This is a genomic window from Lactiplantibacillus brownii, assembly GCF_031085375.1.
GTDB classification, from domain to species: Bacteria; Bacillota; Bacilli; order Lactobacillales; family Lactobacillaceae; genus Lactiplantibacillus; species Lactiplantibacillus brownii.
Genome location: NZ_JAVCWF010000001.1, coordinates 676,917 through 691,094, shown reverse-complemented (window position 1 = coordinate 691,094; position 14,178 = coordinate 676,917). Strand labels below are relative to the sequence as shown.

16 protein-coding genes are annotated in these 14,178 nt (G+C 41.6%); 1 reads left to right on the top strand and 15 read right to left on the bottom strand.

What is annotated here, in order from left to right; genetic code table 11:
* Nucleotides 1–52: 52 nt before the first annotated feature.
* The 3 genes from RA086_RS02875 to RA086_RS02865 all read right to left on the bottom strand — a co-directional run bounded on the left by RA086_RS02875 (nucleotide 53) and on the right by RA086_RS02865 (nucleotide 3,143).
* A complete protein-coding gene (locus RA086_RS02875; protein WP_308702410.1) occupies nucleotides 53–571 on the bottom strand; it encodes a hypothetical protein in 519 nt (172 codons plus the stop codon).
* A complete protein-coding gene (locus tag RA086_RS02870) occupies nucleotides 558–1,379 on the bottom strand; it encodes an EAL domain-containing protein (RefSeq protein ID WP_308704401.1) in 822 nt (273 codons plus the stop codon). The genes RA086_RS02875 and RA086_RS02870 overlap by 14 nt, the downstream gene beginning before the upstream one ends.
* 342 nt (nucleotides 1,380–1,721) lie before the next feature.
* Nucleotides 1,722–3,143 (bottom strand): FAD-dependent oxidoreductase, encoded by a 1,422-nt coding sequence (locus tag RA086_RS02865; RefSeq protein WP_308702409.1) that lies wholly within the window; start codon nucleotides 3,141–3,143, stop codon nucleotides 1,722–1,724.
* A gap of 232 nt (nucleotides 3,144–3,375) precedes the next feature.
* Between RA086_RS02865 and RA086_RS02860 the strand changes: the two genes are divergently transcribed.
* Complete coding sequence (locus RA086_RS02860; protein ID WP_308702408.1) at nucleotides 3,376–4,056, top strand: EAL domain-containing protein; 681 nt, start codon at nucleotides 3,376–3,378, stop codon at nucleotides 4,054–4,056.
* A 45-nt stretch (nucleotides 4,057–4,101) separates the two neighbouring features.
* Here the strand turns inward: RA086_RS02860 and galU are convergent, their stop codons facing one another.
* From galU to RA086_RS02800, 12 genes are all read right to left on the bottom strand, one after another.
* Nucleotides 4,102–5,019: a UTP--glucose-1-phosphate uridylyltransferase GalU gene (galU, locus tag RA086_RS02855; protein WP_308702407.1), complete on the bottom strand. Its 918-nt coding sequence runs from the start codon at nucleotides 5,017–5,019 to the stop codon at nucleotides 4,102–4,104.
* Between the two features lie 39 nt (nucleotides 5,020–5,058).
* Nucleotides 5,059–6,075 carry an NAD(P)H-dependent glycerol-3-phosphate dehydrogenase gene (locus tag RA086_RS02850; RefSeq protein ID WP_308702406.1) on the bottom strand — a complete coding sequence of 339 codons (1,017 nt, stop codon included), beginning with the start codon at nucleotides 6,073–6,075 and terminating at the stop codon, nucleotides 5,059–5,061.
* 17 nt (nucleotides 6,076–6,092) lie between these two features.
* Nucleotides 6,093–6,941 (bottom strand): prolipoprotein diacylglyceryl transferase, encoded by an 849-nt coding sequence (lgt, locus tag RA086_RS02845; protein WP_308702405.1) that lies wholly within the window; start codon nucleotides 6,939–6,941, stop codon nucleotides 6,093–6,095.
* Nucleotides 6,942–6,956: 15 nt separating this feature from the next.
* Nucleotides 6,957–7,907, bottom strand: a complete 951-nt coding sequence (gene hprK / locus RA086_RS02840; RefSeq protein ID WP_308702404.1) for an HPr(Ser) kinase/phosphatase — start codon at nucleotides 7,905–7,907, stop codon at nucleotides 6,957–6,959.
* 159 nt (nucleotides 7,908–8,066) lie between these two features.
* Nucleotides 8,067–8,423, bottom strand: a complete 357-nt coding sequence (locus RA086_RS02835) for a phage holin family protein (RefSeq protein ID WP_308702403.1) — start codon at nucleotides 8,421–8,423, stop codon at nucleotides 8,067–8,069.
* A 14-nt stretch (nucleotides 8,424–8,437) separates the two neighbouring features.
* Nucleotides 8,438–8,761 (bottom strand): PspC domain-containing protein, encoded by a 324-nt coding sequence (locus RA086_RS02830; protein WP_308702402.1) that lies wholly within the window; start codon nucleotides 8,759–8,761, stop codon nucleotides 8,438–8,440.
* Between the two features lie 99 nt (nucleotides 8,762–8,860).
* Nucleotides 8,861–9,535, bottom strand: a complete 675-nt coding sequence (phoU, locus tag RA086_RS02825) for a phosphate signaling complex protein PhoU (RefSeq protein ID WP_308702401.1) — start codon at nucleotides 9,533–9,535, stop codon at nucleotides 8,861–8,863.
* 11 nt (nucleotides 9,536–9,546) lie between these two features.
* The gene (gene pstB / locus RA086_RS02820; RefSeq protein WP_308702400.1) at nucleotides 9,547–10,302 is read right to left on the bottom strand and encodes a phosphate ABC transporter ATP-binding protein PstB; all 756 of its coding nucleotides are present in this window, start codon (nucleotides 10,300–10,302) and stop codon (nucleotides 9,547–9,549) included.
* A gap of 13 nt (nucleotides 10,303–10,315) precedes the next feature.
* Nucleotides 10,316–11,128, bottom strand: a complete 813-nt coding sequence (gene pstB, locus RA086_RS02815; protein WP_308702399.1) for a phosphate ABC transporter ATP-binding protein PstB — start codon at nucleotides 11,126–11,128, stop codon at nucleotides 10,316–10,318.
* Nucleotides 11,129–11,142: 14 nt separating this feature from the next.
* Complete coding sequence (pstA, locus tag RA086_RS02810) at nucleotides 11,143–12,027, bottom strand: phosphate ABC transporter permease PstA (RefSeq protein WP_308702398.1); 885 nt, start codon at nucleotides 12,025–12,027, stop codon at nucleotides 11,143–11,145.
* On the bottom strand, nucleotides 12,017–12,946 hold the full coding sequence (pstC, locus tag RA086_RS02805; protein WP_308702397.1) for a phosphate ABC transporter permease subunit PstC: 930 nt from the start codon (nucleotides 12,944–12,946) through the stop codon (nucleotides 12,017–12,019). The genes pstA and pstC overlap by 11 nt, the downstream gene beginning before the upstream one ends.
* 10 nt (nucleotides 12,947–12,956) lie before the next feature.
* A complete protein-coding gene (locus RA086_RS02800) occupies nucleotides 12,957–13,832 on the bottom strand; it encodes a phosphate ABC transporter substrate-binding protein PstS family protein (RefSeq protein WP_308702396.1) in 876 nt (291 codons plus the stop codon).
* Nucleotides 13,833–14,178: the final 346 nt, after the last annotated feature.

Here is a 14,178-nt window from a genome sequence, read left to right as displayed (position 1 = left end):
CCCCAGGTTGCCGCTAATAAATGATCGATAAAAATATTGAACATAGCTCACCTCATGAATCCAAATCATTAATATCATGTTCTTCGTACAATTTTTGGAATGTATCAGTATCTAAATTTTGCTCTGGCTTAACATGATAGTCCCGAACATTTTCCCGAAAGTCGGTACTGCCAAATCGGTCATCCATAAACTTAGCCAACAATTTAGTTCGCTTATTCTGATTAATTGGATTGAAAGTTGGCCACTGCTCGACAACTCGGTCACGTTTACGGTTCTGAATAATCGTCATAGTCACCGCAAATAGCGAAGCTAATACAAACATAAATAACAGTAATATGCCAATAAATTTAATTTCAAAGATTCCTTCATGATAATGCCACAATCCAGGGATTTTAGGATTAATACTATGCAATAATGACAATATTGTACACAGCATTGGCAAAATTGCCGCAAGCCAACCAAGTATCGCAATTAAGCTCTGCCAAATTTTTAATAGCCAATGTCCCTTACTAAAAAAAGCATCCGTATATAATTGTGACGTTACTGCCTTAGTTGGCTTATTTTTTGCCATGTTTTGTCTCCTTCATATCTGGGTCTATCGGTCGACCGAATAAGTAACCTTGACGAATACCAATTTTCAACTGTTCCGCGAGTCGCTCATCCTCAGCATTCTCTACACCCATTAAAATTAAGTTAATATGATGTTCTCTAGAAAGTTTGTACCAAAATTGTAGATTTAAATCTAACCAAACGGATGAGTCTTCTTTACGAAAATCACGCATTGAACACTTTAATACATCAATTTCTGGTAATAACCATTCAATACTTTTTAAATCGCTCAAGCTGGAACCAACATTATCAATTCCAAATGTCATCCCATATTGTCGCGCCTGTCGAATCCGCCGCCGAAACAACCATTTATTAATTCGCTTAGGCTGGTATTTGGGGGTGTATTCGATTGCCAAATGCATCGGATCAATATTGGCAATCGCCCAACGAACAAAATAACGGAAGTCAGGACTAATAATTTGGTCATACTCTAAATTAATCGATAACGTAATCGGAGTTGATGGCAGTGCTTTAAAAGTCGTTCGCAACAAAAAAATGACTCGTTGCAACGGCAATGAATCTAGCCTTTGTGGTAACGACCATGAGCCATCTACGTTATGTTGCCGCAATAAACACTCATAACCTGTCAATTCACCATGATAGTTCACTTGTTTTTGAATAAAGTAACGTAGCTCAATAGCGCTATTTTCCAAGTAATTATTAGTGTTTTTACGAGAATACCAATAATAAATAATAATCGTTGCAAAAAAAGCCACTGCTAGTATTAACGTGATCCATAACAAAAAAGTTTCCAGCTGATTGAGTGTCATCATTATTTTCCTCATACTGAGTATCGAATTAAAAGTATTTAAATTCTACAGCGTTAACATAATCAATTTATATTGAAAGTATAGCGTTATGCTTATTTAATCTCAACCTTGATTAATGATTATAAGGTAAACTTTGACCAAAAAGCAGTTACTCTGTCTCCCGGCTTGAATAATATATTAATTGAAACAAAGAAAGCATAAGCCAACACGACTCGTATAATTTAGTTGTCTAAAACTAACCTACAAGAAGCGGCTCATGCTATAACTACTATGATTCGAAATAAAAATTGCTTTTATCATTTAACAATTGTTACGTTATAACTATACCATAACGTAGCTTTATTATTTTTGATCCTTCAAACTTTGATCATTTTGCTTAGCCCAATCACCAACCGCAGTGAATCGACTCTTACCATGACCCGCTTGTTCTTCTTGATCTACGGCCATTTGAGCTACCAGATTCAAGTAGTTGAATGGATCATCAAAGTTTGGTGAGAATAACATATCAACAAACGCTAAATCATCGATGGTGTTGCCGTTTTGAATCGCAACCGAAACGGTATTCGCCGATTGAGCCACTTCGTGTGGACTCCAAAATTGAGCGCCTAAGATTTGTCGATTTTCAGGATTATAGGTCAATTCAATCGTTAAAGGATCCGTTGATGGCATGTAGCTTGGCCGCCAAGTTCCTTCAAAGACTACTCGTTTAACAGGTACATGGCTCTGCTTAGCTACCTCATAAGTCAATCCTGTCGTGGCCAACGTATAGTTAAACAACTGCATTGCTGAGGTAGCTTGTGTCCCCATATAACGCTGAATATCGCCAAAAACGTTCAACCCAGCTAAAGCACCTTGCCGAACCGCATTCGTCGCTAACGGGGTGTAAGCAGAACGACCCGTTGGATTAAAGTTAACGACACAAGAATCCCCAGCGGCATAAATGTCAGGGTTCGACGTTTGGACGTAATCATTAATAATGATTGCGCCATGTTTATCCATGTCAACTTGTCCCCGTAACAGTTCCGTTGTAGGCACAAACCCTGTTCCGACAATGGCTAAGTCCGCGGTGAAATCACCTTGATTGGTTTCAATGACTAGTTCACCATCTTCATTGCCCGTAAATCCGGTCACTCGATGACTCAAGAGGACATTGACTCCATGTTCCTTTAAAACACCAACGGCCCGATCAGACATATCTTTACTGATGTAATGATTCAAGATTTGATCATGTGACTGGAATAAGGTCACGTCATGATCCGTGTTGGCATAACTTTCGGATAATTCGGTCCCGATATAACCAGCCCCAACGATGGCAATACGGCGGTTATCTTTGGCCGTTTTATAAATTTCTTGAGCTTGCTCGTAAGTTTTGCAGAGTAAGACTTTCGATTCATCAATCCCAAAAATTGGTGGGACGGCTACTGATGAGCCGGTTGTCATAATCAATTTGTCATAGTCATCTGCAAAAACACGCCCTGTTGCCATATCTGCAACTTGCATCGTTTTTGCCTTGGCATCGATTTTTAAGACATTATGTTTAGTTTTAACGGTGGCCCCCAACTTCTCAAGCGCTGCTGGTGACGAATAGAACATGTCCTCCAGCCGTTGAACTTTGCCACCTAAATACAAATAAATCCCACAGGACAAAAACGAAATATTATCATTTCGTTCATAGATTGTTACTTTTGCTTCTGGATGATTTTTCAAGATCTGAGCCGCTGCCGCAGTTCCTGCATGGGTACAACCCACGATAACAATTTTCATATCTAACATCCTCCATTTTATGTTCAAATGCATTAACAAAGTCATTTACCATTATAAACGCTTTCGGAATTAATTTATATCCAAAATCGTTAATTATTGGGCAATTTATTATTTAGGGGAACGAATAATTCCGGCAAACAGTGGTTTATCGTTTCGTTCTAAGTCGTTTTGGGTTAAACTGTAGCTTACAGGGTAATATTTTTAAACATAATTTATATGCGAGGAGCACGCTATGTACCGTTATTTTATTCAGCCACAGTTAGATAAATTCAACAATTCATTAATTGGCTATGAAATGCTCATCCGTTATCGTGAAACCGAAAATGATCGCTGGACTTTGCCAGAAAACTTTGAAGCGATTCCCATTGACGTTCAGATCGACCTGCTAAAGGCGACTGCCAGTGAGTTATCCCTAAAAATTGGATCAGTTTCGATTAATTTTAACCGTAAGCAATTCCTTAATCCAGAGATCACGGCTGCCGTGATTGCGGCGCAAATGAAGCTATTTCCAACTAAAGTGATTGTCGAAGTCACTGAAGAACCTGGTGAAGATAACTATTCGTTAACTGCCATGCAAAAGCAAATCGAATTGATTAAATCACATGGTCTACAGTTTAGTTTAGATGACGTTGGTACGGGGATTAACGTCTATGACCACATTAAACCACTTTTGGGGTATGCCGAAGAAATCAAATTTGCCATGCAGAATTTCCGCAATGAGGAACGTGCAGATGAGATTCCAACCCAACTTAAATTTTGGCGACAAGTGGCCCGTGAGCATGATATGCGTTTGATCCTAGAAGGTGTTGAGAATGATGCCGAGGATCAGCTCGCGGATGACTTAGAGATTCCACTTCGTCAAGGGTATTACTACGGTAAGCCTCACCTATTTAAATTAAAAAGTGATCGTTAAAAAAACGTTGCACAACTGATTTCAGTTGGCAACGTTTTTTAGTCATTACTTAGTCGTCTTTTTGGTCGTCGTTTTGCCGGCGTCTGCTTTAGTTAACTTGGCGCCTAAATCCTTGATATAAGCCCGTAGATCATCCTTAACATCTGGATGAGTCAAGCCATATTCAATGGTCGTCTTCAAGTAACCAAACTTATAACCAACATCATGGCGAGTCCCTTTGAATTCATGGGCAAAAACGCGCTGAGTCTTGTTCAAGGTGTCAATGGCATCCGTCAATTGGATTTCATTGCCCTTACCAGGTTTTTGATGTTCCAACACGTCAAAAATCTCTGGTGTTAACAAGTAGCGACCGATGATTGCTAAATCGCTGGGTGCATCTTCAGGACTTGGCTTTTCAACAAAGTTATTCACATTGTACAAACCAGGTTCTTTTTCACTTTCAGGATTGATCACGCCATACTTCGAAACGTCTTCGTGAGGAACCTTCATTACAGCCAAAGTTGACGCATGGGTCTTATCATAACTATCCATTAATTGTTTAGTTAACGGCACTTTGTCTTCCATCAAGTCATCACCTAACATGACGACAAATGGTTCATCCCCAACAAAAGCTTTCGCCGTTAAAACGGCATCACCTAAGCCACGTGGATGAGATTGACGAATGAAGTATAAGTTAACATCAGTCGTTTCTTGGACCAACTTCAACATTTCATCCTTGTGCTTAGCTCGTAAATTATCTTCTAGTTCTGGATTGGAATCGTAATAATCTTCAATACTACGTTTGCTCTTCCCAGTCACAATGACAATATCTTCGATACCAGACTTGCGGGCTTCATCCACGATAAATTGGATAGTTGGCTTGTCGACGATTGGTAACATTTCCTTTGGCATTGCTTTGGTAGCAGGTAAAAAGCGGGTTCCTAAACCGGCAGCAGGGATCACTGCTTTTTTAACTCTAGACATATGATAATCCTCCTAAATATAATGAAATTAAATGATAACCTATTGAATTTCAGGCTTACCCTCACGACGCATTAATTGTGGAATCACCTGTTTGATATCAGCACCGTTATATAAAACATCATAAATGGCACTCGTAATTGGCATGTCAATGTGATGCTGTTGGGCTAATTCATAAGCAGCTTTAGTCGATGGGATACCTTCAATGACCATCCCCATCGTCGCAATGACCGTCTTCAAATCTTGCCCAGCACCCAGTTCATTACCGGCACGCCAATTACGTGAATGAACACTTGTGGCGGTAACGATTAAATCGCCAACACCCGACAACCCGATAAAGGTTAACGGTTCCGCACCTAAAGCAACTCCTAAACGGCTAATTTCCGCTAGTCCCCGAGTCATTAGGGCAGCTTTGGCATCATCGCCGTAACCAAGGCCATGCAAGGCCCCGGCACCTAGCGCAATAATGTTTTTCAACGCCGCACCAAGCTCAACCCCAATCACATCATGATTGGTATAAATTCGAAAGTAATCATTCATAAATAAGTGCTGAACAAACTCAGCCGCAGTAGTGTCCGCACTGGCTGCAGTAATCAACGTAATATCTTTTTTCGCCACTTCTTCAGCGTGACTAGGACCGGATAATACGACAATGGCTTGGCGTAGCTTAGCCGGAATTTCTTCTGCTAAGACTTGTGACAAACGTTTATGCGTCTCCAATTCGAGCCCTTTGCTAGCATGAATGATAATGGGCCGCTGATGACTCGCTTGTAAAACGGTTGTCACTTGTTGGGCAACACTACGGATCGCTTTGGTTGGCACAACAAACAAGATTGCCGCGACCCCGTCCAAAGCAGCTGCTAAGTCCGTATAGGCCGTTAGTGATTCGGAATAATGAAAATCATGGACGTAGCGTTCATTCGTGTGTTGATCATTTAATTCGGCTACTTGGGCCGCAGAATTCGACCATAGCCGCACTTCATTCCCATTTTCATCCAATAAATTCGCTAAGATACTGCCCCATGAGCCAGCACCCAAAACAGCAATTTTTTCTGTCATCCAAATAAACCTCTTATCTACTTATTTTCTGTGGCAAATTTTTGACCAGAACCGTCCAAATACCAACGGTTCTGCGTCAGGTGACGTCGGCGCCAAATAATGAGGCCGATGCTCCCAACAAATAATACCACAGATAGTGCTTGTGAAATTCGAATTATATGAAATAGCATCAGTGAATCCGTTCGCATGCCTTCAGTAAAGAAGCGCCCGAAGGAGTACCACGCCACGTAAGCTAAGAATACTTCACCTTGCTTATAAAGACCCGTTCGGTGCCGAGTCACCATCAAGACCACAAATCCTAATAAATCCCAAATCGATTCATATAAGAAAGTTGGTTGTCGGTAAGCACCGTTGATATTCATTTGTGAAATCAACCATTGCGGCAAATGCAGCCCTTGTAAGAAGCTTAAGCTCGTTACCCGACCATAAGCTTCTTGGTTCATGAAATTACCCCAGCGGCCAATTCCTTGCCCCATAATGACGGTTGGCGCCGCCACATCGAGCATTAACCAAACCGGAATAAACCGGTGTCGACAAAAGAGAATCACGACAATCGCAGCCCCAATGAGGCCACCATAAATGGCAATGCCCCCATCCCAAATGCGAATGATCTCACCGGGATTCTGACTGTAATACGACCATTGAAAAGCCACATAATACGTCCGAGCCGCAATAAGCGTAAATGGTAATGCCCATAGAATCATGTCATAAATATCATCTGGTCGAATACCACGTTGACTACCTTCACGAACAGCCAAAGCGACCGCAATTACTACGGCCGTCGCGATAATGACCCCATACCAATGTACCTCAATTGGCCCTAATCGTAAGGCAATTGGGTTTAACGCCCCCAAGACGAGTTTCACGCTGTTGCCATCTCCTTAATGCTTGTGAGAATCATGTGCCGAATTTTCTTTAATTAAGGAGTTCAAATTATCATCAAAGACTTTAGTTGCATCATAACCCATGCTTTCCGCACGGAAGTTCATGGCAGCGGCTTCAATGATAATGGCTAAGTTTCGACCAGTCTTAACTGGAATCGAAATTTCAGGAACTTCAACATCAAAGAACTTCCGCGACTGTTCTCCATTTCCTAGTCTATCAAATTGCTTATCTGGCGTCCAACTCTCTAAGTGTACAATAAGGTCAATGTCCGTATCTTGCCGAACAGCCCCAGCACCAAAGAGATTCATCACATCAATAATCCCAATACCACGGATTTCCAGCAAATGATTTAAAATTTTAGGTGCTTCACCAACCAGTGTCTGTTCATCTTGTTGATAAACATCTACTCGATCATCCGCAATCAAACGGTGACCACGTTTAACAAGTTCCAATGCGGTTTCACTTTTACCAACACCGGAGTCACCCGTAATCAAGACACCGAGTCCATAAATATCTACTAAGACCCCATGAACAGACTGACGTTCCGCTAATTTACCTTCCAAGTAGTTCGTCATATTACTCAAAATTCGCGATGACGTCATTTTAGTGCCTAAGATTGGCACACTATTTTCCTCACCCGCCTGTACAAGTTCATCAGGCACAGGCAAACCGGTTGAAACCACAAACGCCGGTGTCGTCATTTGACACATTTTGCGAAAAATCATCAACCGTTCATCATGACTCATATTTTTTGAATAAGCGGTTTCAGTTTTTCCTAAAAGCTGTACCCGTTCACGCGGGTAATAATTAAAGTAACCCGTAAGTGCCAGCCCAGGTCGTGAAATATCACTTGTTGTAATCTCTTTATCTGCCAATAGCTTGGCGCCGTGGTAGACATCCAAACGGGTGTTTTTTACTAAATCGGCAACTGTTACGCTTCCTGCCAAGTTAATCCCTCCCAAATCAATCAGTTATTAAAAAAAGTGCGGTCGGCATTGTCCATGATTACTATTGCAATCATCTTTCAAGCCTTCCACACTTTTTGGACCGAAAACGGATCATTCCTATCTGTTAATCTTAGCACTTTAAAGCGCTTTATTCACCATTTACTCCGCTGACTTTGCGAAAAAATTAGAAACAATCACGTTGGCCAATGACATTAAGATTGAGACTAAGACGGCCATCCCAAAACTTGAGAAGCCAAAATTAGCTTTACCGACAAAATACGACGTCATTTGCAACATAAACCCATTGATCACAATACTAAACAAACCAATCGTAATTAACGTGATTGGCAAGGTTAGTAAAATCAAGATTGGTTTAACTGCGGCGTTTAAAACCGCCAACACGAAACTGGCAATCAGTGCGACCCATAAGTTTGCCACATGGAAACCGCTCTGAAAGAAGCCAGCAATCGCGATAAATAAAATTGTATTAATTAAAATTCGTTTCCAAAAACCCACTCACTATCACTCCATTAATCTTGGTGGCGCGGTTCATCTTCCTCATGCACGTTATGAATCTCTTTACGACCTTCAGAATGCTGAGTCCGCGGTTTTTCCTGTTGACTCGCTTGGCGCATTTGTTCAAAGAAACCAGTATTTTCAGGCTTGCTAGGAATAATGGTCATCAAGACCAAGTACAACAAAATTCCAAAGCCATGGGAGGCAATGGTCAACAAAACAAACAAGACCCGTAAGACATTAGCATTCCATTGCAGATATTCCGCAATACCGCCCAAGACGCCAGCAATGACACGATTATTAGATTTAGTTAGTTTACGATTAGTTTTAGTTTTCATAATTAGACACCTCAATAAGTTTAGTCTAATTATATCTTACTAATTATAAAAGCTGGTTGCAAACTTCACGAACCAGCTTTAGAGATTATTTAGGTTTATCTAGACCAAATTTGAGCTTTCGGGATTTAATTCGATAATTTGTCCCGTATTCAAATAGACAATCCATTCACCAATATTTGTGACTAATGCGCCGATACGCATTAAATAGCTCGCCACGTTTAAATAGTCGGTTGACCCAATCACCGTTTCCGGATGACGCTCCATCTTAGAAATGCCTTTTTCGTTAATTTTATCGAACATTTCACCAACTTTTGCATCCTTCTCGGCAACTTTGCGCGCAGCCAGGTCGTCACTCTTAACATAAGCTGCCAACATCTCTTCAACCATCTTACGGACCCGGTTCCCCATTTCAGACAATTGCGCCTCAATTTCAGGAACTCGGACATGCCCTTTGACCCGAATCGTGGCGTGCGCAATGTTCCGGGCATAATCAGCCATCCGTTCTAGTTCAGAAACAGCTTTCAAAATTGTGACGATTTCCCGTAAATCAGAGGTCACGGGTTGATACAAAGCAATCATTTCGAAAGATTTTTGTTCTAATTCCACTTCACGCTCGTTGATTTTTGCATCATTATCGATGATTTCTTGAGCCAATTCCCGATCATGGTCGATAAAGGCTTTGACTGCTTTTTCGATGGTCTCACTGACCATCATTCCCATTTCAGTAAAATTAGCATCGATATCATTTAACTCATCGTCGAATAGTCGTCGCATGTTTTATCCTCCTAGCCAAATCGTCCAGAAATATAGTCATTGGTTTCTTGTTTTACCGGATTCATGAAAATCTGCTTGGTCTCATTTACCTCAATTAATTCACCATTCAAGAAAAATGCGGTCCGATCAGAAATCCGTGAAGCCTGTTGCATATTATGCGTAACAGTTATGATAGTGTAATCATGCCGTAAATTCAAGAGGGTCATTTCGATCGTATGACTAGAAATTGGATCCAACGCGCTCGTCGCTTCGTCCAATAAGATAATATCTGGCTCAACAGCGAGCACTCGCGCAATGCAGACTCGTTGTTGTTGACCACCGGAGAGTGCTAAGGCGTTGACATGTAGCCGGTCTTTGACTTCATCCCAAATTGCGGCTTGTTTCAGGCTTTTTTCCACCGCAGCGTCCAAAGTTTCTTTATCTCGGACACCAGCTAATCGCAACCCATAGACCACATTTTCATAAATTGAAAACGGAAAAGGATTTGGTTGTTGGAAAACCATCCCAATTTCTTTGCGTAGCTTAACCGTATCTGTCGTTGGGGCATAAATATTACTCTGATTAAAATTAACTTCACCGGTGATTGTAACATTTGGAATCAAATCGTTCATCCGATTTAAGCACCGTAAAAAAGTTGATTTACCGCAGCCAGAAGGCCCAATCAAAGCTGTGATGCCTTTTTCATCAAAACTCATATTGACCCCTTTGAGGGCTTGTTTCTTGCCATAAAATAAAGATAAATTTTCAGTTGTTAAAATCGTACTCATAGCGGCCTCCTTTTTAACCAAAGTTACCAGAAATATAATCATTGGTCAGATCGACCTGAGGATTGGTGAAAATATCGCCGGTTTCGCCATATTCTAAGACTTTGCCTAAGTTAAAGAACGCCGTATAGTCACTAATTCGTGACGCTTGTTGCATATTATGAGTCACAATAATGATGGTATAGTTTTGTTTTAATTCTAATAAAGTATCTTCAATTTGGCTTGTTGATACTGGATCGAGGGCACTGGCCGGTTCATCCAATAATAAAATGTCTGGTTTAATGGCAATCGCCCGGGCAATACAGAGCCGTTGTTGTTGACCACCAGATAGCGCCAAGGCACTTTTATTCAAATCATCTTTAACTTGATCCCACATGGCCGCTTGGCGCAAAGAACGCTCCACAATCTCATCTAGATCTTGCTTTTTATTCATTCCCCGTTGTCGCAATGCAAATGCAATGTTTTCATAGATTGATTTAGCAAATGGGTTGGGTCGCTGAAACACCATTCCAATGTGGCGTCGCATCTCGTAAACATCAATATCGTTGCTGTTGATGTCTAATCCACGATACATAATTTTACCTTTAACCGTCGCAATTCGATCATTCATCCGGTTCAACGACCGCAAATAAGTCGATTTACCAGAACCAGACGGACCAATCAAGGCACTAATCTTATACCGTTCAAATTGTAAATCACCTTCTGAAATTCCCTCAGTCTTACCATAAAATACATGCAAGTCTTCGGTCGAAAGCGCAATTTCATGGTCTTTTGGATCAAATTTCATAATGTGACGTTGTGACGTCGTTAAGTTGCTACTATCTGCCATAAAAAGGGCCTCCTTTATTCAGCGGTTAAATGTTTATACAAGCGTTTGCCCAGCCAACGTGCTAAGAAGTTAAAGAGCAAGACTGCAATAATCAGCACAGCCGAAGCCCCAGCCGAAACCGCCTTAGCATCTGGCATAATACCTTCTGAATTGATTTTCCAGATATGGACGGCTAATGTTTCTGCCGGCCGCATTGGACTCAGTGGACTGCTAATATTGAACGGATTCCAATCATGGAAATTCAGCGCTGGTGCTGATTGACCAGCCGTGTAAATTAACGCAGCGGCTTCACCAAAAATTCGTCCAGCACTTAAAACAATCCCAGTAATAATACTAGGTAAGGCTGCCGGTACCACGATTTTAGTAACGGTTTCCCATCGTGACAAACCTAAGGCATACCCAGCTTCGCGTTGATCATTGGAAATATTTGCCAAGGCTTCCTCAATGCTCCGCGTTAAAATTGGCAGATTAAAGACCGTTAAGGCAAAGGCCCCAGACAGAATCGAGAAGCCTAATTTGAACTGAACTACGAAGAAGAGATAACCAAATAATCCGACAACCACGGATGGTAACGAACTCAAAATTTCAATTGTCGTTCGAATCAGCCCAGTCACCGTGTTTTGTGGCGCATATTCATTTAAGTAAATCCCAGCTCCCAAAGAAATCGGTAGTGAAATGAGTAAAGCTAAGAATAATAAGTAGAAAGAGTTGAACAACTGAATGCCAATCCCACCACCAGCTTCAAACGACAAGGCCGGTGACGTCAAGAAATGCCAAGAAATTTCTGGTACCCCTTGAACGAGAATATAACCAAGTAACGCCACCAAAATGATGACAACAAATGCCGCAATCGCGTACAATACGCCGGTTGCAATCTTATCAACTCGTTTAGCGTTCATTGCTTAATTTCCCCTTTCGGCCGATATAGCGAATCACCATATTGAAGACTAATGACATTAATAACAGAATCATGGCTAAGGACCATAACGCGTTATTTTGAAGTGAACCCATGACAGTATTCCCAATTCCCATGGTTAAAATACTGGTTAAAGTTGATGCTGGTGACACTAAGTTGTGTGGTAACAAGGTTGCGTTCCCAATCACCATTTGAACGGCTAAAGCTTCCCCAAAAGCGCGCGCCATCCCGAAAACAATCGCTGTCAACATACCAGGAATGGCTGCACGTAACACCACTTTATAAATCGTTTGCCAGCGAGTTGCCCCTAAGGCTAACGACGCCTCCCGATAATACCGTGGCACGGCGTTTAAAGCGTCCGCACTCATTGAAGTGACTGTCGGCAAGATCATCACAAATAGGACGAAGGTCCCAGAGAGAATCCCGTAACCACTGCCACCAAAAGTATTACGAACAAACGGGACAACGACTTGTAGCCCAATAAACCCATAGACAACTGACGGAATTCCGACTAACAATTCAGTGACGGGCCGTAAGATTTGGGCTCCGCGTCGTGGCGAAATCTCAGTCATGAAGACCGCAGTTCCGATTGCAAACGGCGTTGCAATGATTGCTGACAGGATCGTAATTAGAAATGAACCAACAATCATCGGTAGCGCACCCACGGCGGGTTGACCATTGGTTCCGGTCGTGCCTGGATTCCATTGCGTGCCGCTTAGAAACTGCCAGAAATTAATATGATTTTGAAAAAATGTTGCTAACCCACGTGACGCCACAAAATAAAAGATTAAGAATACGACCAGAATAATTAACGCTAAACAGGTCAGACTAATAATCTTCCCGCGCCGCTCAATTTTGCTGGCAATTGACTTTTTTAATAAGCTTGCTCGAATTTTATCCATGCGGTCCCCCTCATTTCACTATTGTAATCTTACCGGTCGCACTACGTTGAACATGCATGTCATGGACCGAAATATACCCTAACTGCTTCACTAACTTTTTCTGGACAGCCGTTGATAAAATGTAATTAATAAATTTCTTTGTTAATTGATCTGGCTTTAAACTCGTATACAAATGTTCGTAAGACCAGATCTTCCAGTGATTGTTTTTGACATTAGCTTCCGTTGGCTTGATGCCATCTACTCGTAGCGTCGTTACAGAAGTATCCAAATATGAAAAAGCGACATAACTAATCGCACCTGGCGTACTCGCGACGATCGAACGAGCCAGTCCAGAAGAATCCTGCTCTTGAGAATCTGCACTTTCCTGACCATTCAAGGCATAAGTCTCAAAGGTCTTACGTGTCCCTGACCCTTGTGCCCGATTAATCAAGACAATTGGTAAATTTTTGCCGCCAACGGTCCGCCAATTTTTGATTTTACCCGTAAAGATTGCTTTTAATTGGGCACTCGTTAAATTGGTCACACCAGTTTTCTTATTAATAATTGGCGCAATCCCAACAACTGCCACCTGGTGGTCTTTTAACTGACTCGCCTTGATACCGGCTTGTTCTTCTGCAAAAATATCCGAATTACCAATGGCAACGGCGCCAGATTGAATCTGACTTAGGCCGGTTCCAGACCCGCCACCCTGCACATTAATAAAAACACCTGTGTGTTCAGAACTATACTGCTCACCTGCAGCTTCAACTAATGGTTGTAAAGCGGTGGAACCAACTGCGGTGATTGACTGACTAGCATCGGTCGCTGCTCGCTGGCTGTATCCCAGTCCGACCAAAACGCCAATCAAGATCAGCCCCAGTAATTGGATGACCCGACTTTTTTTCATGACAAAATACCTCCTACCCATTGCTCAATATAAATAATACAAAGTTTGTGTAAAGTCTTGATAGGCGTTTTGTAAAGATTGTGTAAATATCGCCAACGTTCACTGGCTCAACGTTCTCTGTGACTATACGCTCCCGGCATGCCCGGGTAAACTAAAGACATGGCAAACTTGAAGTTAACTTCGGCAACTTAACCAACCACTGGTCATTTGTTGCCGTCAATGCTTTCAAAGTAAACTAAGACAGCCCTTCAAATAGATTATTTTGACAAATCGGTCGTTGAAATGTTCACTGAATTTTCAAATACGCTTTTCTTAAAATAAACTTGGTTGTTTCGTGACTCAAAGA

Coding starts and splice junctions, on each gene's coding strand:
- RA086_RS02875 (WP_308702410.1), bottom strand. CDS start 571: ATGGCAAAAAATAAGCCAACTAAGGCAGTAACGTCACAATTATATACG.
- RA086_RS02870 (WP_308704401.1), bottom strand. CDS start 1,379: ATGACACTCAATCAGCTGGAAACTTTTTTGTTATGGATCACGTTAATA.
- RA086_RS02865 (WP_308702409.1), bottom strand. CDS start 3,143: ATGAAAATTGTTATCGTGGGTTGTACCCATGCAGGAACTGCGGCAGCG.
- RA086_RS02860 (WP_308702408.1), top strand. CDS start 3,376: ATGTACCGTTATTTTATTCAGCCACAGTTAGATAAATTCAACAATTCA.
- galU (WP_308702407.1), bottom strand. CDS start 5,019: ATGTCTAGAGTTAAAAAAGCAGTGATCCCTGCTGCCGGTTTAGGAACC.
- RA086_RS02850 (WP_308702406.1), bottom strand. CDS start 6,075: ATGACAGAAAAAATTGCTGTTTTGGGTGCTGGCTCATGGGGCAGTATC.
- RA086_RS02830 (WP_308702402.1), bottom strand. CDS start 8,761: ATGAAAACTAAAACTAATCGTAAACTAACTAAATCTAATAATCGTGTC.
- phoU (WP_308702401.1), bottom strand. CDS start 9,535: ATGCGACGACTATTCGACGATGAGTTAAATGATATCGATGCTAATTTT.
- pstB (WP_308702400.1), bottom strand. CDS start 10,302: ATGAGTACGATTTTAACAACTGAAAATTTATCTTTATTTTATGGCAAG.
- pstB (WP_308702399.1), bottom strand. CDS start 11,128: ATGGCAGATAGTAGCAACTTAACGACGTCACAACGTCACATTATGAAA.
- pstA (WP_308702398.1), bottom strand. CDS start 12,027: ATGAACGCTAAACGAGTTGATAAGATTGCAACCGGCGTATTGTACGCG.
- pstC (WP_308702397.1), bottom strand. CDS start 12,946: ATGGATAAAATTCGAGCAAGCTTATTAAAAAAGTCAATTGCCAGCAAA.
- RA086_RS02800 (WP_308702396.1), bottom strand. CDS start 13,832: ATGAAAAAAAGTCGGGTCATCCAATTACTGGGGCTGATCTTGATTGGC.